Here is a 21391-nt window from a genome sequence, read left to right on the forward strand (position 1 = left end):
TTAATAGATATGTCTTCTTCAACTAATCTGCTACGTTAATTCAAAAAGAAAAAAGAGTTGCCTATGCAACCCATAATCTTCAACTAAAGCACCCGTTTGTTCAACGAGAATAAGATATCGTTTAGTCTCCAGCAATATGTACCCTGCCTATTTCCGAACTGGACAATTGTTTTATAAATTCTTCAAATTCGTTAAGTTTATTTATCGAAATATATACTTTGTAATTATTAAGGTCTGTTATTAGGTTGGAAAGTCTCTCTCCTGAAAATGTTTCATTAGTAAGATAAAAATCGCTTAGTCTTCTAAGTTCCAAATAACTACGCCACAGCTTCTTAGAATTAAATATTTCATTATGTAGACTTTCACTCAACTCGTATAATCCAATCTCTCTACCTTTTTGATCATATAAGACCACATCAAATCCCAAATGCAGTGCCCTCCTTAAATAACAATTACTTAACTTTACCATATAGATTCCTCCTTCAACTAACCTGCTTCGTTAGTTGAAAAAGAAAAAAGAGCTACATTGCAACTCAATGAACTCTTCAACTAAAACACACGTTTGTTCTATAAAAAAAAGCGATTCTTATAAAGAATCGCTCCCTTCATTTCATCTGTGTTGATCTAAAAGAATGGTATTTCCATCAGGATCTTCAATTGTGAAATGTGCTGGCCCTTTGCTTGTTTCATCTGCTTCAGACAGTAGTTTAATTCCATTTTCTTTAAGCTGATTTTGGATGTCTCGAATGTCCGTAAACGAATTTAGATTTTCGGCATTTTCATTCCATCCTGGATTAAAAGTCAGCATGTTCTTTTCAAACATTCCTTGGAATAGACCAATTACGCAACTTTCATTTTTCATAATGAGCCATTTTTGGGTAATATCCCCTCCGAATGCTTGAAATCCTAGGTTTTCGTAAAATGATTTTGATTTGTTAATATCCTTTACACTTAAACTTACAGAAAATGCGCCTAGTTTCATAATTCCTCCAATAAAAAATTAATAATTTAGAAAATTTATTTCATAAATTAAGTATACACTATTACTTTGAAAAACACCTTTCAGTTTGTTCTTTATATTAAAATCAAGTTTAGCATCGCAACTCATAGAAGAGATTCTCTTAAAACGACCCATTTTGATGGTTATACCGATCCACTTCGCGAAAAGAATCGGCTTCCGCAAAGTTTTGATTCAATGACTTTTCCTGTTCTTTGAAATTATATTTCCTACCAGTAATAATATCCACAAGATAGCTGCCTACAACGAGAGTTACTATGGAACCCCAGAAAATCCACATAACCGTATGCATTACATTTGCCTCCCTGATGATATTTAAGTTATTTCTCCCAAATTTCAATCCATCTACCTTCTGGATCAGAAATCCAAGTAAATGTTCCATACTCGCTTTTTTCAGGTTCTTTTAGAAGTGGTACCCCAATTTTGTTGAAATGCTCTATCCATTTTTCAATTTTTTCTACTTGAAAATTTAGCATCACAGACTGTTCTTTTGGAAAGTAATCATTTTCTTTATTAAAAAAAGAAAAAATTGTTTCGTTGTCAGTATCCGGTTTAACGATAGTTCCATTCCAATCGTCCATCGATATTCCTAAAGTTTCTTTATACCAATTTTTCAATGAATCAACATCATTTGATCTCAAAAAAATTCCACCGAAACCTTTTATTTTCATAGTTACGACCTCCAATATTATCAGTTCTATTTTTTACTCTTTAATATGCTAGATTAAAGGTAATACCGAATAGACTTTAACCGTTTCATGACAGAGTGAACGGTGAGTCTATGAAACGAAACTAATTTTTTCTTGTAGACGACTCCATAGATACCATAAGGCGTTGGCGAAAGCCTCAACAACTCTTCTCTGTTTTTTATGTCAATAATTTTGGCATTTATACCTAATTTGTTTGCTCCATTGACAACATTATCGGTTGATATATCTACGAATGGGCACTGCTGTGTACGGAGAATTGTTAAATCTATAAAAGGTTCAAGCCGCTCGTCCCAATCCTTTGGAAAATATGGGTTAGGTGAGGTTCCAAATTTATTTACAAGTAATTCAAAACCATGAGGAGCATGATCTACTTCAATAAAATCATTTTTAACAAAAACGTCCTTACTTGGTGTCCAAGAAGTGTCTGGATTTGTAATCACAATAACTCCATCTTTACTTTGTTCCTTTGCATCTTGAATGCATTTATTAATTAATAATGAGGCATACCCTTTTCCCGTGATATTAACCCATAAACAATGAATGACTAAATAATTCTCGCCATAGACTACTCTTGAAGATTTTTCAATAGGTGCATATTCAATAAACCCTGCTGGTTTGCTATTCTCTATAATTTTTATATACTTTAAACCTTCACTGAAACTTCCTTTAAGCCAATCATTTTTATTTATGTAACCTGTTGAATTTGGCTTACTACGAAGACAATAACATCCCTGATGATCTAAATTCTTTTCGTCTAACTCAACTATTTCAATTGTTTCCATCTATTTCTCCCCACTTATTAGTTAACTATTTTTACTAAAATATTCTGTCCCGATAATTTATTAACAAAAGGAGGAACCCTATTTTTCTATGATTCTCCTCATTTATTTAATCCGCATATAATCCAAGACTTTTTGATCTATAAATCCCCTCTGTTGAACTCGCTCATCAAAGTTTTCCATGAGGTGGTAAGATTGCACTGCATCTAATAAATCCTCACGTTCTTCAAGATCTCGATCCAAATGGCCATTTTCATAGAGTAAATTTTGAATCTCTTCTTGTAGTTCACCTTCTATTTTTAAAACATCTTCTGGCAGAGTAGCTTCAAAATAGAGCCGATGTAATTTTAATAAACGCGCTAACTCTTTAACAGGCTCTTCATGATCATCTACTCGAAGGTCAATATAACGATCATTAAATCCTCCATAGCTGCCATTTTCTTTTACAACTAACAAAGCTGCAGATTGTTTTCCACGGCTGTCACCACCTGCAAGATCTCCCGCATACAAAGCAGCTAATAAGCGTTCAGCTAAGGAATAACCGTCTGCTTGCTCAAAAGAATTTTGCATTGCTTCTACAGTGTGATGGTCCACTAAAATATTTCCTTGTATAGCAAAATTTTTTCCAGCATAACCACCTGCCCAATCATAACAATCCTCGCCTGTAAAGGTAATACTTTTTCCCTGTGCATCTACTATTCCTACCTGCCTAAGTGCAGACCTATCATCATTTTCAACAAGTTTCTTTAAAACTTCCTTAGGTTCCAGTCCTTTTTCAAGCAACTCAAGTCCATATTTACCATAATCTAAATTTGCCCAGGATTGGGTTGCGATAGCACCTACACCGGATTTTGCAAAAGGAACGACTGCTCCTACGCTTAAAAATTTGGACGCTACTGCCACACCTAACTCTTTCGTTTGCGGATCATATCCAATAATTGAAAATGTCATTTTGTACCCCTCTCATTTTCCACACCCTTGTATACTTCTATTTTAACTTTATATTCTGTCAATTAAAAGAACCCACCCTATCTTAAGAGGGTGGGTTTAAAGCTAATTTTTTATTTCATCAACATACTTTCCATAACTAGGCATCGCGATCTGTTCAAAATCTTTTACTAATAGATGTAGGTTACTAGCTAATAAATCACCAGTCATTGGTAAGCCATGCCCTGTAACAGCTACTTTGGGTTTTAATTCGGCTAACCTTTCCACTGATTCCCTTGCTGCCACCCAATCTGTTGTAAAATATCTTGGAGGGCCGCTAATTTCCTGCTCCTGAGTGATTACTTTATATAAATATTCTTGTTTTACAGTAACAAATGCATCTCCAACTATTAAAACTTTATCTTCATCCCTAAACAGGGATACATGACCTGGCGTATGTCCAGGAGTATGAATCCATTTAAAACCTGGCATATGAGGAACTGTTCCATCTGATGGCAATTCCTTCACAAGATTTCCTAAGTTAATTGGATCCTTTGGAAACATAGCAGACATTTTGGCTACCATACCGCCTTCTACTGTAGGATCTGGATTTTGATAACTTTCCCTTCCTGTTAAAAAAGGCAATTCCAAACTATGTGCATAAACTGGTATATCCCATTTCTCCACTAACTCAATAATTGCACCTACATGATCAAAGTGTCCGTGAGTTAAAATAATGGCATTAGGTTTTTTGTTTTCACCAAACCGTTCCTCTATAATGGAGATAATCTCCTTTGATGAATGTGGCATACCAGCATCCACTAGAACAAAATCATTAGACTGAGGGTGTCCAACTAAACATATATTGACAATTTGAATCGTATGGCAAAAAATATCTGGGAGCACCTCAAATCCTACACCACTTCCAACTGATGTTGCAGGTATAAATTTATAATCATCACCATATGAAATAGTATGATCCACAATATCCCTCTTTTCATTTTCCTTACATTTAGTTTCTCACTGCTGTATATATTTATACCACCCTATTTACTTCACTAAACAAGTTGACATCTTCTCTCTTATTTGGTAAATTCATTTTTAATATCTGTGATAAAGAGAGTAACAACATCGGAATACCAAGCGAGCTAGGGATGGTGTTAGCCTAGTTATGATGAGTTGTGAACCGCACTTTGGAGATGCTTAAAAGAAAAACGCAAGAGCCCTTTTTCTTTTAAGCCGGAGACTCACCGTTAAGAGAAAGTGGCCTATTAAAGGCAAATTGAGTGGTACCGCGGAAGTTCAAGCTTTCGTCTCATTTTTATGATGAGACGAGGGCTTTTTTTATTTAGGAGGAGTTTAGATGAAACAGCTAGTTGTAGACATTCTTCAAAATTTCACATCCGAAATAATCGAGGAGAATATGATTGAGGTACCTGCGTATGCACATTTAGGCGACTATGCCCTACCTTGTTTTTCATTTGCCAAAAAACAAAGGAAGTCGCCTCATGTAATTGCAGAAGAATTAGCTACACGTTTGGAGGACGAAAATATTGAAAATGCTGAAGCAGTAAACGGTTACGTAAATATATTCATGAAACGTGCACCATTTACAAATTCCGTTTTAAGTTCCATTCACACAGAAGGTGTACAATATGGTTCTTCTTATCATGGAGCTGGAGATATAGTTACAATTGATATGTCCTCTCCAAATATTGCAAAACCATTTTCCATGGGACATTTACGTTCAACAGTTATAGGAAATTCAATTGCTTTATTACTAGAAAAAAGTGGTTATAAACCAATTAAGATCAACCACCTAGGTGATTGGGGCACGCAGTTCGGAAAATTACTCGTAGCTTATCATTTGTGGGGAGACAAAAAGAAGGTGGAAAAAGCCCCTATTCAAACTTTACTAGAACTGTATATTCATTTTCATAAAGAAGCGGAAATAGACGAAACCCTTAATGATAAAGGAAGAGCAGCTTTTAAATCATTAGAGGACGGCGAGCCATCTGCATTGGCTCTATGGGAATGGTTTCGAACAGAATCATTAAAGGAATTTCAAAAGATTTATGATCTACTTGGGGTTACTTTTGATTCCTATCAAGGGGAAGCTTTTTACAATGACAAAATGGATTCAATAGTGGATGAATTACAACAAAAAAAACTATTAATAGAGTCTGACGGGGCATTTGTAGTAGATGTTGGAGAAAATGTACCACCATGTTTAATAAAAAAGTCAGATGGTGCAACCTTGTATGCGACAAGAGATATAACAGCTGCCATTCATCGAAAAAAGAGTTATCATTTCTCCAAGTCTTTGTATATTGTTGGAAACGAACAAAGCCTACACTTTTCGCAGTTAAAAATTGTGTTAAACAAAATGGGATTGGAGTGGTCCGAAGCAATTCAACATATTTCTTTTGGATTGATTTTGAAGAACGGAAAAAAATTATCAACACGAAAAGGTAAAATAATTCTGTTAGAAGAAGTATTAAATGAGGCTATTCAATTAGCTGAGAAAACAATAGAAGAAAAAAATCCTCAGCTAAAAAATAAAAAAGAGGTTGCAAAAGAAGTAGGGGTTGGAGCTATTATCTTTAGTGATTTAAAACAACACCGAAAGCATGACATAGAATTCGATCTAAAGAAAATGCTTCAAACCGAGGGTGAAACAGGACCGTATATACAATATACGTATGCACGTGCTTGCTCTATTTTAAGAAAAGCTCAAGAAGTAGAAACTTTCCTAGTGACAGAAGTCAATGATTATGAATGGGAAGTTATTAAATCACTTCAACAATTTCCATCCATCACTCAGCGAGCTACTTCTGAATATGACCCATCCTTAATAGCAAAATACGCATTAGATTTGTCACAAGTATTTAATTCATTTTATGGTAACGTGCAAATCTTAAAAGACCCTACTCACTTACCTTATCGTTTAGCAATTGTTCACTCTGTAGTAACTGTGTTAGGAGAATCGTTAAGATTGTTAGGTATGAATGCGCCAAGCGAAATGTAAACATAACAAAGGAACTGTCCATTTCTTAGTTCAGTTCCTTTGTTCCCCCTTTTCATTTGAACTTATATTATCTATTAGTACAACATTTGAATACTCAAACAAATGATTAATCATTTCTTTTACAGCTTTAGTCTTGAATCCTTTATTCCTAACTATAAAAGTCTCCCTGCTCTCCTCTTCCTAAGCGATGCAACTCTAGAAGTTCCCTAAAAATTAATTGAGCCAAAGTCCCAACTATAATCAAATGCCATGCAATACAACTCCTAAATACTTATTCACCCGAATAATATTAGATTTTCCACCACTGACTAAAGTCCAACCCCCCTCACCCCTTTTGAATACTTTAATAGAGAGAGGAAGTGAACAATTGGAAAAAAGAGAACCATGCAGCAAGTGTGGAAAGATTCATCCCCCTAGGGGCAGGCGAGGACCACGAGGTTTGGAGGGGCCTTCTGGTGAGCAAGGTCCTCCTGGTGAGCAAGGTCCTCCTGGGGCAAGGGGACCTCGGGGGGCAATGGGTTATGAGGGTCCGCGAGGCAGGCCTGGACCTCAAGGAGAGCAAGGTCCTCCTGGGATACCTGGTCCAAAAGGAGATAAGGGAGATAAAGGTGAAACCGGTTCTCCTGGGAAACAAGGACCTCCAGGAGTTCCTGGTGAACAGGGACCTCCTGGAGTGGCAGGAGCTCCTGGGATACCTGGTTCAAAAGGAGATAAGGGAGATAAGGGAGATAAAGGTGAAACCGGTCCTCGTGGAAAACAAGGACCTCCAGGAGTTCCCGGTGAACAGGGACCTCCTGGAGTGGCAGGAGCTCCTGGGATACCTGGTTCAAAAGGAGATAAGGGAGATAAAGGTGAAACCGGTCCTCGTGGAAAACAAGGACCTCCTGGGGTAGCAGGGCCGACTGGACCAACTGGAGCTAAAGGTGCCCCTGGAGTGGCGGGACCTCCTGGACCATCTGTAGGGATTTCAGAATATGCTTATATTTTTAATACCGATAAGCAACGGACTTTTCAAGAAGAAGATATCAAATTTAATAAGAATGGTATTATGACAGCAGGAATTACCCATAAAGAAGGAGAAGCAATTATCCACATTAAACATGGTGGAGTTTACGAAATTATTTATCACTTATCAGGGAGACATCCAAACCAGTTAACTCTATTTGCAAATGGTATAGAGATTGAAGGTACATCCTTTAGCGATGAAAGTGGAAATAACCAAAATGTAGGTATTCAAATTCTTCGTTTAAAGGATAATACTGATTTAACTCTCCGTAATCATACATCCCTACCAAGTTATCTTGACTTGCGATTAGATGGAGGCGGTTCACAAATCGGTATCAATGCTGCCATCACTCTCAAGAAAATTTCTTCATAGTCACTTTATAAGGCTGCCCTTAGTGAAAAAAACTAATGGTCAGCTTCTTTTCATTTTGTTAAGTACTCTCGTTTAAACTTTCTTTTTTATATGCAAAGAGCGTAAATTTATAGCCTTTCACGCTGGCACCATGTCCGTATGAGTTGCTATAGACTCACAAAAACGTGCTGTATGACCACATCTTGGTACCCCTTTGCTTTAAGGTGTTGAAACCACTTTAATGCGCGTTTTACAATTTAAAAGTCTACCGTAATAAATAACAGAACCGTAAAAAGAGTTGCTCTTTAAAGAACAACTCCCATACAATAATTATTTATAAAAAGCTTTTAAGAATTTTTTAATAAATCTTTCTATTATACTATTACAAGTATTATTTTATTTTAAAAAAACAGTTCAGTCATAATTATTTTTGTCTGAACCATTCTAAAAAATTATACTTTTACTAACCTTAAAAAATCTTGTTCCCCAACAATTTCAATTGGCAGGCCTTGACGAATCATCTCTTCTGCCTTTTTCATTTTAGTACTTTTAACCCCTTGCACATACCTTACTAAATCGTTGTCCCCAACGACTAAAACATTTGTATTGCTATCGACACTACCTTTACAGTTGGCACCACAATTAACTGCGAGTTGGGCAGCTTGCACCCTTGTCATTGAAATCATTCTACCTGTAAAAACAATGTTAGCTCCATAAAGTGGGTGCTTCCTATTTGGAGAACTAAATTCAGTTTCAAGTGATTGAATAAACACATCTGCATTACTTATCGGACGAGATACCTTTTTCTTTGGAGGTATTGGAGTACCTATTTTTAATTTGTGTAATTTTGAAAGGTCTTGAATAGAGTTTGTCTGCGTTTTCTGAAGTGCCTCAAGTGTTATTAACGCTGCGGCCCGTGCATCTTCCAAAGCATCATGATGTCTTAGGCTAATACCGAGATAATTTGATACTGTAGATAATTTATGATTATAAAGATTTGGCCAAACCTTTTTCGCAATTTGATAGGAACAGCCGTACTGAAAGTTAGGATATGTCTCATGAAAGTTATTTAATGATGCCCTCAAAACACTAATATCAAAGCTAGCATTATGAGCAATAATCATTTGATTATCTATGAATCCTTTAAAATTTGGCCAAAATTCTTCAAATGTTGGGGCACTAATGACCATATCTTCTGTTATTCCATGAATTTTTGTATTATAGTAATGAAACTCGCTTAATGGATTGATTAGAGTATGTATTTCTTCTTTGATTTCCCCATTTTTTACTTGCACAATTCCAATAGAGCACACGCTTGTACGTAAACTATTTGCAGTTTCAAAATCTATTGCTACGAAGTCCATTCCATCACTCCTTTTAACACTTTGTTCATTATTATCTCATAAACTACTAAACACTTAAAACCCCTTGCAATTGCTGCAAGGGGAAAATTGTTTTCTTTAATATAATCTATTCATTGGAGGCATTTCATCGAGACGTCTTTCTCTCTCCAATTTTTCCTCATATTGTTCAGGAGTGTGACGATTTTCTTCTTCCTCTATTGATTCATCTCCAAATGCTGCTGGCCCTAAATTTGGATCAGCACCCGGGGATTGGTTTCCATAATTTTTTTCTTCATTAGTCAAACTTTCATTAAAGCTTGGTCGTTTTTCACGCACGATTCTATCCTCTTGCATAGAATGTCCAATATGATCTTCTTCTTTTGCTAAATAGGGATCTGTTGCAAATGTTTCTCCTCGTACAAATCGATCTTGAGGTTCATCATAACGTCCATCTGTTTTATTTACAAATTGATTGGTAGATGGTGTGAAACCTTGCTCTTTCGAATAATCACTTATTGGTTCCTCTGTTTCTGTAAAACGAGATTGAACAACTCTTGTTCCAACTGTATCTGTATATACAGTATCATCTTGTCGATTTTCAAAATTCGCATCATCTGCATGAGTTAAAACGTCGGTATATAGAACGATGCTTCCTCCTGACACTTCTTTTGCGTAGCGTTCTGTTTCATATTCATCCAAGTCCAATTTTCTTAATCCTTCTGTCACAGCATCTTCTCCAGTGAACCACGACTTAAATTTATCCACAAACGTACCCGCTTCATGAGTAGAGACATCCGAATGACGATTAAGCGTGTTAAGGTGTGCACTTTCTCGAGAAATTACATGAATGTCATTTTCTGCGTATCCTTGTTCTTGTAGGAGTTCCAACTTTTCATACATCTCTTCTTCTGAACGAGCTACTTCAATTCGTCGATTTGATTCAATGTTCATTGTGTTTCCTCCTTTTTTTGTCTTATGTATCCTTTACCCTCTAATCATTCAAAAAAACCTATAATGCATAATTTAATAGACCTGCAATATTTGATAAGGAAAAGCATAAGCGACGACCGCGGAGAGCGTCCGCCTATAAAGGAAATCAACAGCATAGCCATTTATTTGAAAAAAAGAAGAGCTGCAAATTTGCACCTCTTCCATCTTCTTATCCCTTCGTATAAGCTTTTCGAAATCCTTGTATAACATCAATGACTGCAAAGACGACAAACAATAGAATAATTCCTACCATGAAAGTGCCCTTGACATTCATTGTAATATTAAACAATTCCTCAAAATAGATGATGTAATCCTCATTTATTAACTGAGTGTTTGTGAAGATAATAATACAAACAATGGTTGATACTAAATTCCTAATTAAATTCAGTATTGCAACCTTTTTAGTCCATTGACCAACCATAAACTTGTAAAATACTAAAAACATTTCAACTACAATTGCCACAACTACAATTAACCAATAAGATTGTAATACCTCCTGATTAAAAACGGGCGTTACAAATCTTAGCTCACCCTGAACGTTTTCATACACCCCAACTAAATGAACGGCATTGAAATATACAGCTGTAAAAATTGCAATCATAACGATACTTCCAAATATCTCTACATTGGGAATTTTCCTTTTCTTTGAAATAACAGGAATTTCTTTTAAGTCATCTGGGGTCCATTTCTTAAACCCTGTGTTTAGCGATACACTCTCTTTTGATATATCGGTTCTCTCTAATACCGCAAATACTAATGTTATCCAAAAGAAAGTTTGAATTGCCGCATTAATAACTCCCCAAATTCCCTCTCCCATAATATCGAGAAGTATACCAATTACCGCTTCTTCCCCATTAAAGGATAAAATATTTTCAATACTCACGATTACAAGAACAATAACAGCCATAATCGGTAAAATCATTTTCAATAAAGTTACATACGCATCAAAATATATCGGACCAATCAAATGCATAGGTCGATCTAAATAACCACTAGCAAGAGTAACTGGATTACCTAGCTTTGTTAAGGCTTCCTTTACATCTACCTCTGTATAGTTTTCAGGTAACATATCCTCAATTGTTGAACGTAGCTCAAGTGCAATATCCTCCCGGTTTTTTTCAGGAAGTCTGCGCGTTACTTCTTGGATATAAATATCAATTAGATGCATCCCCTTCTTCCCCTTTCAATAATGTATAAAGTTCCCTTGACGTTTTTTCCCATTCTTCCTTTAACTGTTCTAAAATTTCCTTACCATATTCACTCAATACGTAATACTTACGAGGTCTACTTTCGGTAGTGTCCCAGCTGCTGACTACTAAATCTTGTTTTTCTAAGCGACGAAGTAATGGATATAGAGTACTTTGATCTATTACAATGTTTGACTTCTCTAATAATTGGACAAGTGAGTACCCGTACTGTGGAACACGTAGTTGACTTAGTACAGCTAAGGTCAGTGTTCCTCTTCTTAATTCTGTAATGAAAGAATTTAGTAAATTGCTCAATCTTGATATCACCTCTTTTACTGTGTGTTGTACACTATATACTTATACTATGCATCATACACTATTGTGATACATACAACAATGATTTTTTTACAATTAAAAAAACCAATTCATCATATGAATTGGTCAGACTGTAGACAAATCCGGGGGCAACGGGTTTTTCCGTTTTCTTCACGATCTAGATTCAGCTCTTCTTGAAGCTTTTCCACGTAGGCACGTGTTTCTTTTCTTACGAGCTTCTTGCCATACTTGCGTTTATTGGCACTCGCCTTCAAATGAGTTGAATCAAGAATACATGGTCTTCTGATTAGAGACCACGTTCCATAATCGCTTTTAAGATCACGTTCATTGAATTGGTTTTTAGTCATCATGATATTCAACACCTTAACATCTTAGTAGATTTAGAAACTCAACACTTTTTAAATTAGCCAACACTAGTCGATTGGAGTGGAAGGCGCGAAGACTCATACGGGAACAGCACGAGCCGAAGCACCCGGACTGAGCGTAGTGAGGGAGAAGGCTGAGGCCGTGCCCGTGGAAAGCGTAGCGCCTGAAATGGAAATCGACGATTTCCTAACTATGTATTGTAAATAAAAAAAGACTATAGACAATTTCAAATTTCTTTGAGTTTGTCTACAGTCTGAACCCAATTCATCATATGAATTGGGTTTTTTTCTTATTTTCTATCTGTAAATTCTTGTGTATCTCCATCCGAAAATTCAATTTCTAATTCAAATTCTGTATAGTCTTCTACCCCGAATGCTTTCGATACTTTCTCAATTGTTTCTTCTTTATTCAGATCTTTTGTTAAGGCGAGATCTTTAAAAATCGGTTTTAACGCCTCGTAAGCCTCATCACCAACTAATTTTTTTGACTCTAATTTATTTTCATATTCTGCTTCTGTTTCCGAAACATCAATATCAAACGAGGCATCAATTGCATCTTTATGTTCTGCAGTATCAATATCTAAATCAAATGCTTGGAATCCAAATTCGCTCTGGGCATCATCTGCAGATGGAGCATTTTCCATTTCTTCATTATCCCCACATGCTCCTAGAAACAGTGCAATAGATAATAACGAACTCCCATATAATGCATACCTTTTCTTCATAGCCAAATCTCCCTCTTATACATAAATGATTTTCTAAACTTAGGTTATCCAAAAGTATAGAAGGATAAACGTTTAATCTGGATAACGCTTTTCGCTGGATGAAGTAGACTTTGTTGCACGATGATCTTTTTCATCCTTTACCTTTTCATTTAATTCTTCCACAGGTATCGGATCAACTGTTTGCATATCTTCATCTATATCGAATAGACTTTCCTTTTCAGTATCGACTAAATCGGGATTATCCAATCGACGACCTTCTTTGCGTTCACGATCTTCAGATGATTTCTTCGTCATATTTTTCGCTCCCTTTATATATAAATTTGTTATTAATTGTATAACCTTTTTTACCTACACTAAACATTTTCTAAAAACAAGATTTGTAGTTTACAAATTTTAAATTGGGGGAATCTATTTAATTAACAAAACATTTTTTTGAAAGGGGTAATTCATATGAAAAAAAATACGATGGCATTGACGGCACTAGGCTTGGGTGCAGCGTTTTTAATGAGAAACAAAGAATCTCGTGATAAGCTATCAAAGCAATTCAATAGTTTTACAAACACTCCTATTAGAGGAACAAAAAATAACTCTACTTCGAATTCAAAAAAGGGTTTGTTCAATAGTATATTAGGTCAGTAATGTTAAAGCACTGGTATCTAAAAAAGATATCAGTGTCTTTTTATGTAGAAATATTGGGTTTTAGCTCCTAATTCATTATTTATATATGTCTATTTTCCCTCTAATTCTATTTTTTGTCATTCTTAAGTAGGATTTTAAATCTTCTGAATATATGGTAAATTTCTATTGTCATATTAATAGGACGAGTTTTTATTAAGAACTTTGTCTAATTAATGAACCACATTTGGGGAGGAAATAACATTGGGGAAAATGAGAAATGGGACAATCATTGCACTTGCTACTACTTTGGCACTTAGCACTGCATCATTTGGCGCACCAGCTCCAGTAGCAGCTAAACAGCTAGAAAAACAGCTCACATCTATTCAAGTACAAAAATCAACGCCTAAAGTACCACAACGACTTTTGGCTCCTGAAAATCCTAAGGAAAAGGTTCGGATTATTGTCGAACTGGAACAAGCACCTGCTATAGAAACTGCAACGAACAAAGGGGTGCTTTACAAGGACCTACCAAAATCCCAACGCAAATCTGTAGAATCGGCAATTGAAAACAATCAAAAGAATGTTAAAGAAAAAGTAAAAAAGGTTTCTACTAATATACAATTTAAAGAAGAGTTTACTGCTGTGTTCAATGGTTTCTCTGCTGAAGTAGAAGCAAGAGATGTTGCAGGTATCGGTTTATTGGAAGGGGTCAAAGCTGTCTATGAAACGACAGAATACGAACGACCAAGCATCGAGCCACAAATGGTTCATTCAAAAGAATTAGTACAAGCTCAATTAGCATGGGAAAAATACTCCTTCAAAGGGGAAGGTATGGTTGTTGGAGTTATCGATACTGGTATCGACCCAAGTCACAGGGATATGATTTTATCCGACAATTCCTCAGGGGACATTACTTCCTCGGAAGTTAGTTCACTTTTAGCAGAAGGTTCTATTGAACCAGGACAATATTTCACATCTAAAGTTCCTTTTGGTTATAACTATATGGATGGAAATACAGAGATTCGTGACCTTGGCCCAGATGCTTCCATGCATGGTATGCACGTTTCTGGTACTGTAGGAGCAAACGGCGATGAAGAAAACGGTGGAATTAAAGGAGTTGCTCCCGAAGCACAATTACTTGCTTTGAAAGTTTTTGGAAATGACCCATTATTCCCTTCTACATATGGGGATATATATGTAAAAGCAATGGATGATGCGATTAAGTTAGGAGCGGACGTATTAAATATGTCTCTAGGTTCTACAGCTGGCTATGTAGATAATAGCAGTCCAGAACAACAAGCAGTGACACGAGCACAAGAAAATGGATTGTTAGTAGCAATCTCTGCTGGTAACTCCGATATGTTCGGATCAGGTACTTGGTATCCATATGCAGATAACCAAGACTATGGATTAACTGGCTCCCCTTCTGTTTCGGAAGATTCTTTTGGAGTTGCTTCCTTTGAGAACGATTCCATTACAGCATCGAGCTTTAAATATTCATTGGATGGTACCGAATCTGGTCGTTCCTTATTTTTATTAGCTAACGACCAAGATCCTAGCGAACTTCCACAAGATTCCTATGAAGTTGTATTTGCTGGATTTGGGACACCTCAAGATTTCACTGGCAAAGATTTAAAAGGTAAATTTGCTTTAGTCTCTCGTGGAAGCATTTCTTTTGTTGAAAAAGGTTTAAATGCTCAAGCTGCTGGTGCTGCAGGTGTTATTGTTTACAATAATGCAGCTGGTACGATTAATATGGCATCTGATCCAGCTATTAAAATTCCATATATGTCTACACTTCAAGCAGATGGTCTTGCTATGAAAGCTGGATTAGATGCAGGAAAAGTAGTAACTGTTGCGTTTGATGGAAAATATTTGGATACGCCAAACCCTGAAAAAGGTAAAATGAGTTCCTTTACATCATGGGGTCCAACTCCCAACTTAGATTTCAAACCTGAAATCACTGCACCAGGTGGAAATATTTTCTCTACATTAAATGACAACGAATATGGGTTAATGAGTGGTACATCCATGGCTGCTCCACACGTAGCAGGCGGAACTGCACTAGTGTTAGAAAGAGTTAATGAGGAATTCGGACTTACTGGAGCTGCTCGTGTTCAATTTGCCAAAAACTTAATGATGAACACTGCTAAACCAGTAGAACTTAAAGCAGGTGAATATGTATCACCACGTCGCCAAGGTGCTGGGATTATGCAGCTAGCTAATGCTTTAGAAACGGATGTAATGGTAACAAATGCTTCAACTGGCGAAGCAAAAGTAGCTTTAAAAGAAATTAATGGTGGACAATTCAACTTCGCATTAAAGGCTAAAAACTTTAGTAATGAACAAAAAACATATGATGTGAAAGTTCAGTTGCAAGTGGATCGCCCAGTAAATGCTGGGGCTAATTTTGTTACAATTCCAAACAATGCAGCTTATGGATCATATGTATTGGACGAAACGGATGCAACAATTTCTGTACCTGCAACTGTGACTATTCCAGCTAACGGGGAGTCAACAATTAATGTAGCTGTAGACGCTTCCGGCTCTGAATGGTTACGTGAGTATTTCACAAATGGTTACTTCATTGATGGATTTGTTAAGCTAGTGGACCCTAATGAAGAGACTTCTGGAAATGTACCATTAACAGTACCTTTCTTTGGATTTAATGGTTCATGGGATGATGCACCAATCTTCGATCAATTTGCATGGGAAGATTTAACTTACTGGGGTTTCCAAGCTCTAGCTGATGAACAAGGAAACTTTATAAATGGTTCATCTCTAAGCGATGATTTCGATCCTACTAAATTCGCATTTTCTCCAAATGGAGATGGAACTTTAGATAAAGCTATTCCTGTTTATTCTTTATTACGTAACGCAAAAAACTTTGAAGTTAATATTCTAGATGCAAATGGTAAGAAGTTACGAACTATTCGTACGGAAAGATATTTGACGAAACATTATATTGATTCAGCAACTAGAGCTCCATACACTTATAATTCAGCCTATGGATGGGACGGTTTAATAAACGGTAAACCAGCTGCTGATGGACAATATAAAATCCAACTTAGAGGAGTTATTGATTTTGAAGGTGCACAATGGCAATCGATTGAATATCCAATCATTGTTGACACTAAAGCCCCTTCTGCTGATGTTACATTTGATCCATCTACAAAAACGTTAGCAATTGCTAATGCAAGTGATGACGGTGTTGGAATTGATCGTGTAGAAGTTTATGTAAATGATCAGGAAGTAACAGAAGCTGCTACTCTTGAGTCTTATGTGGTGGAACAAGCTCAGCCAGGAGATAAGCTGTCTGTTAAAGTTTGGGATATCGCAGGTAATGTGACTACAGAAGAGGCTTCAATAGGAAATGCAACAGAAACAAAAGAACCTGTTATCTTTATTCAATCACCAGAGGCATTAGGAACATATAATACTTCTAATATATTGGTAGAAGGAACTGTCGAAGATGATTCTGCTATCAAATCACTAAAAATAAATGGTGTAGCTGCAAAATCATTCGACGGTAAAGCTTTCTCACACACTTTAACATTCAATAGTGGTGTACACGATGTAAATGTGGAAGCAATCGATGAATTTGATAATAAAATGGCTATCACTCGTAAAATTATTGTAGACACAGAAAAACCAACTGTACAAGCAGTGAAAAAATCATTACCTAAAAATGTTAAAGCAGAAGATCCTAATCCAACAATACAAGTTCAAGTTGGTGATAACTTTGATGAGGTTCGTCTGTACTTGAATGGAAGTGAAGTATTCTATAATCCACTTTCTGAGCCATACGCAATGAAAGGCTACAATCATACTGTAGATGTAGAACTTCCATTAGAACCAGGTAATAATAACTTTGAACTAAAAGTGGTGGACTTAGCCGGTAACGAATCAGTACAAAATATTTCTGTTACGAAGCAAGAAGTAAAAGAAACAAAACCACCAAAAGGAAAAGATAAAAATTAAATAATAAGTCCTTAAATAAAGCAGATGAAGAAAAACCACTCGTTTTTCTCCATCTGCTTTTGTGTTTCCTTCTAAAAATGTTGATTGGAGTGAAAGGCGGCAACGCCTGCAGAAAGGGGCCGTTTCAACGGTTTTCTATAAATACTATTGAAAAAACTTAAGTGATAAAAACTTGCTCTATTAATGGCATGATAGTTTACTAATTGAAAAGCGGATAATAGTTGATTTTCGTTTCAGGCGGCGACTCCAGCCGGAATAGCATGAGCTGAAGACCCTGGACTGAGCGTAGCGAGGGAAGCGGCTGAAGCCATGCCGGCGGAAAGCGTCCGCCTGGAACGGAAATCTATCACACTTTTTAATAGAAGCTACGAAGAAAGAGGCTGCCCTTAAAAGTCATTTTTTATGACTTTCAGGACAGCCTCCTTCTTCATTTTTTACTTATTTAGATACTTTCAAAGATTCATAATAACTGTTTAACTCATGATAGTACTTATTTAAAGATGAAGTCGATACTTGAAAATTCTCAGCGATTTCCTTCACCGTCAAATTTAACGGTTCAAAAAGTCCATTTTCTTGTCCAAATCGAATAGCACCTGCCGCAATAGCTACTTCTTTACGAGCATTCGGTTGCTGTTCAAATAAATAGTCTTCCACTATTTCTAATAATTTTTCATACTCTCTATCATTGTTCTTCAAAAAATTAATAGCGACTTGTAGTACCCCTGCTTCAAAGTGTGTATATTCCCCACCTTCATAGCCATTTTCTCCAAGTAAACTCCAAAATATTGGGCCGTTTTCTTTAAGAAAATCTGATGGTGTTACCTCCTGCTGATCCTCGTATTGTTTCGTTAGATTCTCAAATACGCTTTTGTGATCTGTCGGAAAGAAGATTAAGCTGGAAATAGCTAAAAAATGGTTTTCTTCCGTTCCATCTGGCAATACAAAGCAATACGTATGCATTCCTACCGGTACTGGTTTTTCACTTTCTCGTTTCAGTTTAATGATTTCTTTTGTAAAAATGTTCCTTACAGTTAAATAATATTCTTCCACCTCTTCTACTTCACCAATGTACACTCGAGGTTCTTCCCACATCTTTAACACTTCTAATGTCGAAGGTCGCACTACTTTCTTTTGCTGCTTTTCTAAATAGTCTCTCCAAATTTCTGGTTGGTGATGGAAAAAGAATTCATCTAGTACAATCGCTTCAATCATTTCTTGGTCCAAATATTTTTTTAATGGCTCACTCCATGTTTTTACAAGCTCTACGTAATTAGGTAAGTCTTTTCTTTCTGGATATTCCTCGTAAAACGTCTGTAATATTCGTTCCAACTCTTCTGACTGAACTTCTTCTATTGTAATAGTCTCTTTCGACTCGCAACATTTTTTATATTTCTTCCCGCTCCCACACGGACAGGGATCATTACGTCCTACCATCTAAACACTTCCTTTTACTAATTAACATATCGTTTTAGTCTATCATAATATTGGTAGACAATTAAGGAACTAACGACTTGGTGCATATTTCTTAGTATAAAGCTCTGTTAAATTTCATTGTTGATATGTAATGAAATAGAATGGATGCAGCAATTCGCCTATAGGCTATAAAAAAGGAAAACACCAACCTCTTATTCAAGGCTAGTGTTTCCCTATTTTTTTACTTTATTTCATTGGTCCACCGTTAATCGTTGTTAATGCTTCATTCGCCTTAAAAATTTTTCCATTCACTTCGGTTATCCCATAACTTTCTAAGCGATTGGAGTGCATGGTCAAGTAGTTTTCGGCATCTACTTCTGATTCAAAAAGATAAATTCCACCTACTTCTTTCGTCTCTTCGTTCTCTGTCCATATTTTCCATTTAAACCCTTTTTCTTCATTTATACTTTTTGCCAAATCTGCATATGCTTCATACATTTCTTTTCCGTAAGGACCATTTTGTTTAAAATCTACTTGTAAAATATATGGCATTTGTTGATCTCCTTTTATCTACTTCTATTTTATAATTTGTAGTTTGGCTTTACACGGACATTTCTATCCTTGCAAATAACATCGATATATAAGAAAAAATGGAAGAAAGAACAAAGCTAATCCAAATCGTTTGCAGGGATGTGAACTCTGTAAAAAGTGTCACACTTAAGAGCCAACCAATGACAATTGAATAGGGTAGTAATCTAGAAATCTCACGCTTTGAAAAAATGATGATTAACATTACAGGAATAGAAGCAGCGTATAAGTGTCCATAGAAAAATAAAAAGTCCAGCAAACTAAATTCTACAAAATGGGTTACCACTAAGAGAAAAAATAATAGTATACCTGAAAAAATATACGATTCTTTTTTCAGCTGCTTATCCGACATAGTCTTTTTAATCGGTAACCGTATGTGTTTAATATAATGAATGGTCGTAGCATGTATTTCTGCATTTATCGTTGTTGAAATAGCACCAAAACAAAATAAAAAGAATAAAACCGAAAGAAAAAGCGGGTCTATTTTAGTTATTAATTGAAATAAGAGCGTGTAAGTTTCTCCAAAAGATCCTTCAAAGATTACAATCATGAGCATGGCAGATAGTGCAATAGGAATCGTACTCCAAACAAATGCTGTGGACCAAAAAGTGATTCGGACCTTTCTTTGCTCCATCATATAGAGTCTTTGCCAAGTAGATCGATCGGTAAGTACCTGTCCAAAGCCTACTAACATAAAAGTTAAAATAAATGCAAAAGCTTCTTGGTTTTTAGCAAACAATAAATATGGATGATATAAGCGTATGCCATCATACACTCTAAATGCCCCTTCTTGAATGAAGAAATACAATGGGATAAAAATGACAGCAGCAAATATAAAAAAAATGGCAACACCTTCTAATCGAGAAATCCATTTCATCCCTCCTAATCCCGCTATAGCAAAACAATAGAGGAAAAAGAAAAATAACGATATTGTATATGGAATGTTAAATATTAAATCAAATAAAACAGCTGCTCCTATTGCTTGCATAAAGAGAGAATCTAATCCTAGAAAAAGAATTATACTTGTCATTAACCAATAGCCATCTTTTCGTAAACGTTTCTGAAACACATCTCCCAGTGTTTCAATTTGAGGAAATCTATTTCTAATCTTTCCTGCTAGATTTCCAAACATAAATATCGAAAAAGCCCCAACTAATGAATAACCAATTCCTCCGAGTAATCCATATTTCACAAGAGATTCAGGGGAAGAAAGAATCGTGTTCCCTGTAATCCATCTTGCCAATAGACTAATCATTCCGGATGAAATACCAAAAATCAAAGAACCTGTTATATAGTGACGATACGTTTTCATATTCCATATCCTACAGCTTTTTTTGGATTAATCCTATATTCGGATGGTGTTATTCCAAACTGTTTCTTAAACATTGCACTAAAATAATGCTGACTATTAAATCCTGCTTTTTCTGAAATAACTGCAATACTCATCTCCTTGTGATCCACTAATAGTTTTTTAGCCATTTCTAATCGATAAGCATTTAAATAATCTGCAAAACCTATTCCAACCTCTTCAAAAAATTTACGACTTAAATAAGTAGCATTCAAGTGTATGCGATTGGCTACAATACTTAAGCTCAACTTTTCATTAAATTCCTCTCGAATAATGCGTAGTACCTCTTGAATGGAGTCATTTTGGGAACTCCATTTTCTATACTTCTCAAGAAGACTTAACAATTCATCCTCTACAATAGGTTTAGTTAAATAATCGTTTACACCTATTCGTAAAGATGTCTGTGCATACTCAAAAGATTGATAAGCCGTAACCATAATAATATCGATTTCATAGTTTTTCTTTAATTCTTTTGCAAGCTCTAAGCCACTCTTACCAGGCATCTGTATATCTAAAAAAGCCAAAGATATAGTAACTTTTCCAGCTATTTGAAGCGCAATAGACGCATCTTGTGCTTTATAAAATGTCCAATTAGGAAATTGCGGCTTCATAATATATTCCAATTGCTCTAATTCCAAGGCTTCATCATCAACTAGTAAGATATTCATATTTCTCCCC

The 21391-nt window shown here is 35.9% G+C and carries 22 protein-coding genes, 1 pseudogene and 1 other annotated feature; of the genes and pseudogenes, 5 read left to right on the forward strand and 18 right to left on the reverse strand.

Annotated elements, in window-relative coordinates; genetic code table 11:
* Positions 1–121: 121 nt before the first annotated feature.
* From AM499_RS13570 to AM499_RS13600, 7 genes are all read right to left on the reverse strand, one after another.
* The gene (locus AM499_RS13570; RefSeq protein WP_053590722.1) at positions 122–469 is read right to left on the reverse strand and encodes a hypothetical protein; all 348 of its coding nucleotides are present in this window, start codon (positions 467–469) and stop codon (positions 122–124) included.
* Between the two features lie 141 nt (positions 470–610).
* On the reverse strand, positions 611–982 hold the full coding sequence (locus tag AM499_RS13575; RefSeq protein WP_053590723.1) for a VOC family protein: 372 nt from the start codon (positions 980–982) through the stop codon (positions 611–613).
* Between the two features lie 139 nt (positions 983–1121).
* Positions 1122–1310, reverse strand: coding sequence for a hypothetical protein (locus tag AM499_RS13580; RefSeq protein WP_053590724.1), 189 nt, complete (start codon positions 1308–1310; stop codon positions 1122–1124).
* Between the two features lie 28 nt (positions 1311–1338).
* Positions 1339–1689, reverse strand: a complete 351-nt coding sequence (locus tag AM499_RS13585) for a VOC family protein (RefSeq protein ID WP_053590725.1) — start codon at positions 1687–1689, stop codon at positions 1339–1341.
* A 53-nt stretch (positions 1690–1742) separates the two neighbouring features.
* Entirely contained in the window at positions 1743–2510 is a 768-nt protein-coding gene (locus AM499_RS13590) for a GNAT family N-acetyltransferase (protein WP_053590726.1), read from the reverse strand.
* A gap of 102 nt (positions 2511–2612) precedes the next feature.
* Entirely contained in the window at positions 2613–3458 is an 846-nt protein-coding gene (locus tag AM499_RS13595) for a DUF1028 domain-containing protein (RefSeq protein ID WP_053590727.1), read from the reverse strand.
* A 102-nt stretch (positions 3459–3560) separates the two neighbouring features.
* Complete coding sequence (locus tag AM499_RS13600; RefSeq protein WP_371256499.1) at positions 3561–4406, reverse strand: MBL fold metallo-hydrolase; 846 nt, start codon at positions 4404–4406, stop codon at positions 3561–3563.
* Between the two features lie 129 nt (positions 4407–4535).
* Positions 4536–4755: a binding site (T-box leader), on the forward strand.
* 42 nt (positions 4756–4797) lie between these two features.
* Here AM499_RS13600 and argS point away from each other — a divergent pair.
* From argS to AM499_RS22070, 3 genes are all read left to right on the forward strand, one after another.
* On the forward strand, positions 4798–6462 hold the full coding sequence (argS, locus tag AM499_RS13605; RefSeq protein ID WP_053590729.1) for an arginine--tRNA ligase: 1665 nt from the start codon (positions 4798–4800) through the stop codon (positions 6460–6462).
* Between the two features lie 359 nt (positions 6463–6821).
* Complete coding sequence (locus AM499_RS22065) at positions 6822–7355, forward strand: hypothetical protein (protein ID WP_231687459.1); 534 nt, start codon at positions 6822–6824, stop codon at positions 7353–7355.
* Complete coding sequence (locus AM499_RS22070; protein ID WP_231687460.1) at positions 7262–7840, forward strand: collagen-like triple helix repeat-containing protein; 579 nt, start codon at positions 7262–7264, stop codon at positions 7838–7840. Before AM499_RS22065 ends, AM499_RS22070 begins: the two co-directional genes overlap by 94 nt.
* A 431-nt stretch (positions 7841–8271) precedes the next feature.
* Here AM499_RS22070 and AM499_RS13615 read toward each other — a convergent pair whose 3' ends face one another.
* The 7 genes and pseudogenes from AM499_RS13615 to AM499_RS13645 form a co-directional block, all read right to left on the reverse strand.
* Positions 8272–9183, reverse strand: a complete 912-nt coding sequence (locus tag AM499_RS13615; RefSeq protein WP_053590731.1) for an exonuclease domain-containing protein — start codon at positions 9181–9183, stop codon at positions 8272–8274.
* 96 nt (positions 9184–9279) lie between these two features.
* A complete protein-coding gene (locus AM499_RS13620) occupies positions 9280–10113 on the reverse strand; it encodes a YflT domain-containing protein (protein WP_053590732.1) in 834 nt (277 codons plus the stop codon).
* Positions 10114–10321: 208 nt separating this feature from the next.
* Positions 10322–11320 (reverse strand): HAAS signaling domain-containing protein, encoded by a 999-nt coding sequence (locus AM499_RS13625; RefSeq protein ID WP_053590733.1) that lies wholly within the window; start codon positions 11318–11320, stop codon positions 10322–10324.
* Positions 11307–11654: a PadR family transcriptional regulator gene (locus AM499_RS13630; RefSeq protein ID WP_053590734.1), complete on the reverse strand. Its 348-nt coding sequence runs from the start codon at positions 11652–11654 to the stop codon at positions 11307–11309. Before AM499_RS13630 ends, AM499_RS13625 begins: the two co-directional genes overlap by 14 nt.
* Positions 11655–11800: 146 nt before the next feature.
* Positions 11801–11994, reverse strand: a pseudogene (locus AM499_RS22425) (IS5/IS1182 family transposase); the annotation flags it as partial.
* Between the two features lie 336 nt (positions 11995–12330).
* Positions 12331–12765: a YusW family protein gene (locus AM499_RS13640; RefSeq protein ID WP_053590735.1), complete on the reverse strand. Its 435-nt coding sequence runs from the start codon at positions 12763–12765 to the stop codon at positions 12331–12333.
* A gap of 72 nt (positions 12766–12837) precedes the next feature.
* Positions 12838–13059: a hypothetical protein gene (locus AM499_RS13645; RefSeq protein ID WP_053590736.1), complete on the reverse strand. Its 222-nt coding sequence runs from the start codon at positions 13057–13059 to the stop codon at positions 12838–12840.
* Between the two features lie 156 nt (positions 13060–13215).
* Here AM499_RS13645 and AM499_RS13650 point away from each other — a divergent pair, with 156 nt between their 5' ends.
* Together AM499_RS13650 and AM499_RS13655 are read left to right on the forward strand one after the other, a co-directional pair.
* Positions 13216–13404, forward strand: coding sequence for a hypothetical protein (locus tag AM499_RS13650; RefSeq protein ID WP_053590737.1), 189 nt, complete (start codon positions 13216–13218; stop codon positions 13402–13404).
* 249 nt (positions 13405–13653) lie between these two features.
* Entirely contained in the window at positions 13654–17364 is a 3711-nt protein-coding gene (locus AM499_RS13655; protein WP_053592210.1) for a S8 family serine peptidase, read from the forward strand.
* A gap of 438 nt (positions 17365–17802) precedes the next feature.
* Here AM499_RS13655 and AM499_RS13660 read toward each other — a convergent pair whose 3' ends face one another.
* From AM499_RS13660 to AM499_RS13675, 4 genes are all read right to left on the reverse strand, one after another.
* Positions 17803–18798, reverse strand: coding sequence for a YecA family protein (locus AM499_RS13660; RefSeq protein WP_053590738.1), 996 nt, complete (start codon positions 18796–18798; stop codon positions 17803–17805).
* Between the two features lie 225 nt (positions 18799–19023).
* Positions 19024–19329: a monooxygenase gene (locus AM499_RS13665; RefSeq protein ID WP_053590739.1), complete on the reverse strand. Its 306-nt coding sequence runs from the start codon at positions 19327–19329 to the stop codon at positions 19024–19026.
* 49 nt (positions 19330–19378) lie between these two features.
* Positions 19379–20677, reverse strand: a complete 1299-nt coding sequence (locus AM499_RS13670) for an SLC5/6 family protein (protein ID WP_053590740.1) — start codon at positions 20675–20677, stop codon at positions 19379–19381.
* Complete coding sequence (locus tag AM499_RS13675) at positions 20674–21381, reverse strand: response regulator transcription factor (protein ID WP_053590741.1); 708 nt, start codon at positions 21379–21381, stop codon at positions 20674–20676. The genes AM499_RS13670 and AM499_RS13675 overlap by 4 nt, the downstream gene beginning before the upstream one ends.
* Positions 21382–21391: the final 10 nt, after the last annotated feature.

This window comes from Bacillus sp. FJAT-22090, from assembly GCF_001278755.1.
In the GTDB taxonomy this organism is placed as follows: Bacteria; Bacillota; Bacilli; order Bacillales_A; family Planococcaceae; genus Psychrobacillus.

What these genes read in the sequence shown, in the direction of transcription:
- AM499_RS13570 (WP_053590722.1), bottom strand. Translation starts at nt 469, where the DNA reads ATGGTAAAGTTAAGTAATTGTTATTTAAGGAGGGCACTGCATTTGGGA.
- AM499_RS13575 (WP_053590723.1), bottom strand. Translation starts at nt 982, where the DNA reads ATGAAACTAGGCGCATTTTCTGTAAGTTTAAGTGTAAAGGATATTAAC.
- AM499_RS13580 (WP_053590724.1), bottom strand. Translation starts at nt 1,310, where the DNA reads ATGCATACGGTTATGTGGATTTTCTGGGGTTCCATAGTAACTCTCGTT.
- AM499_RS13585 (WP_053590725.1), bottom strand. Translation starts at nt 1,689, where the DNA reads ATGAAAATAAAAGGTTTCGGTGGAATTTTTTTGAGATCAAATGATGTT.
- AM499_RS13590 (WP_053590726.1), bottom strand. Translation starts at nt 2,510, where the DNA reads ATGGAAACAATTGAAATAGTTGAGTTAGACGAAAAGAATTTAGATCAT.
- AM499_RS13595 (WP_053590727.1), bottom strand. Translation starts at nt 3,458, where the DNA reads ATGACATTTTCAATTATTGGATATGATCCGCAAACGAAAGAGTTAGGT.
- argS (WP_053590729.1), top strand. Translation starts at nt 4,798, where the DNA reads ATGAAACAGCTAGTTGTAGACATTCTTCAAAATTTCACATCCGAAATA.
- AM499_RS13615 (WP_053590731.1), bottom strand. Translation starts at nt 9,183, where the DNA reads ATGGACTTCGTAGCAATAGATTTTGAAACTGCAAATAGTTTACGTACA.
- AM499_RS13620 (WP_053590732.1), bottom strand. Translation starts at nt 10,113, where the DNA reads ATGAACATTGAATCAAATCGACGAATTGAAGTAGCTCGTTCAGAAGAA.
- AM499_RS13625 (WP_053590733.1), bottom strand. Translation starts at nt 11,320, where the DNA reads ATGCATCTAATTGATATTTATATCCAAGAAGTAACGCGCAGACTTCCT.
- AM499_RS13640 (WP_053590735.1), bottom strand. Translation starts at nt 12,765, where the DNA reads ATGAAGAAAAGGTATGCATTATATGGGAGTTCGTTATTATCTATTGCA.
- AM499_RS13645 (WP_053590736.1), bottom strand. Translation starts at nt 13,059, where the DNA reads ATGACGAAGAAATCATCTGAAGATCGTGAACGCAAAGAAGGTCGTCGA.
- AM499_RS13650 (WP_053590737.1), top strand. Translation starts at nt 13,216, where the DNA reads ATGAAAAAAAATACGATGGCATTGACGGCACTAGGCTTGGGTGCAGCG.
- AM499_RS13655 (WP_053592210.1), top strand. Translation starts at nt 13,654, where the DNA reads ATGAGAAATGGGACAATCATTGCACTTGCTACTACTTTGGCACTTAGC.
- AM499_RS13660 (WP_053590738.1), bottom strand. Translation starts at nt 18,798, where the DNA reads ATGGTAGGACGTAATGATCCCTGTCCGTGTGGGAGCGGGAAGAAATAT.
- AM499_RS13665 (WP_053590739.1), bottom strand. Translation starts at nt 19,329, where the DNA reads ATGCCATATATTTTACAAGTAGATTTTAAACAAAATGGTCCTTACGGA.
- AM499_RS13670 (WP_053590740.1), bottom strand. Translation starts at nt 20,677, where the DNA reads ATGAAAACGTATCGTCACTATATAACAGGTTCTTTGATTTTTGGTATT.
- AM499_RS13675 (WP_053590741.1), bottom strand. Translation starts at nt 21,381, where the DNA reads ATGAATATCTTACTAGTTGATGATGAAGCCTTGGAATTAGAGCAATTG.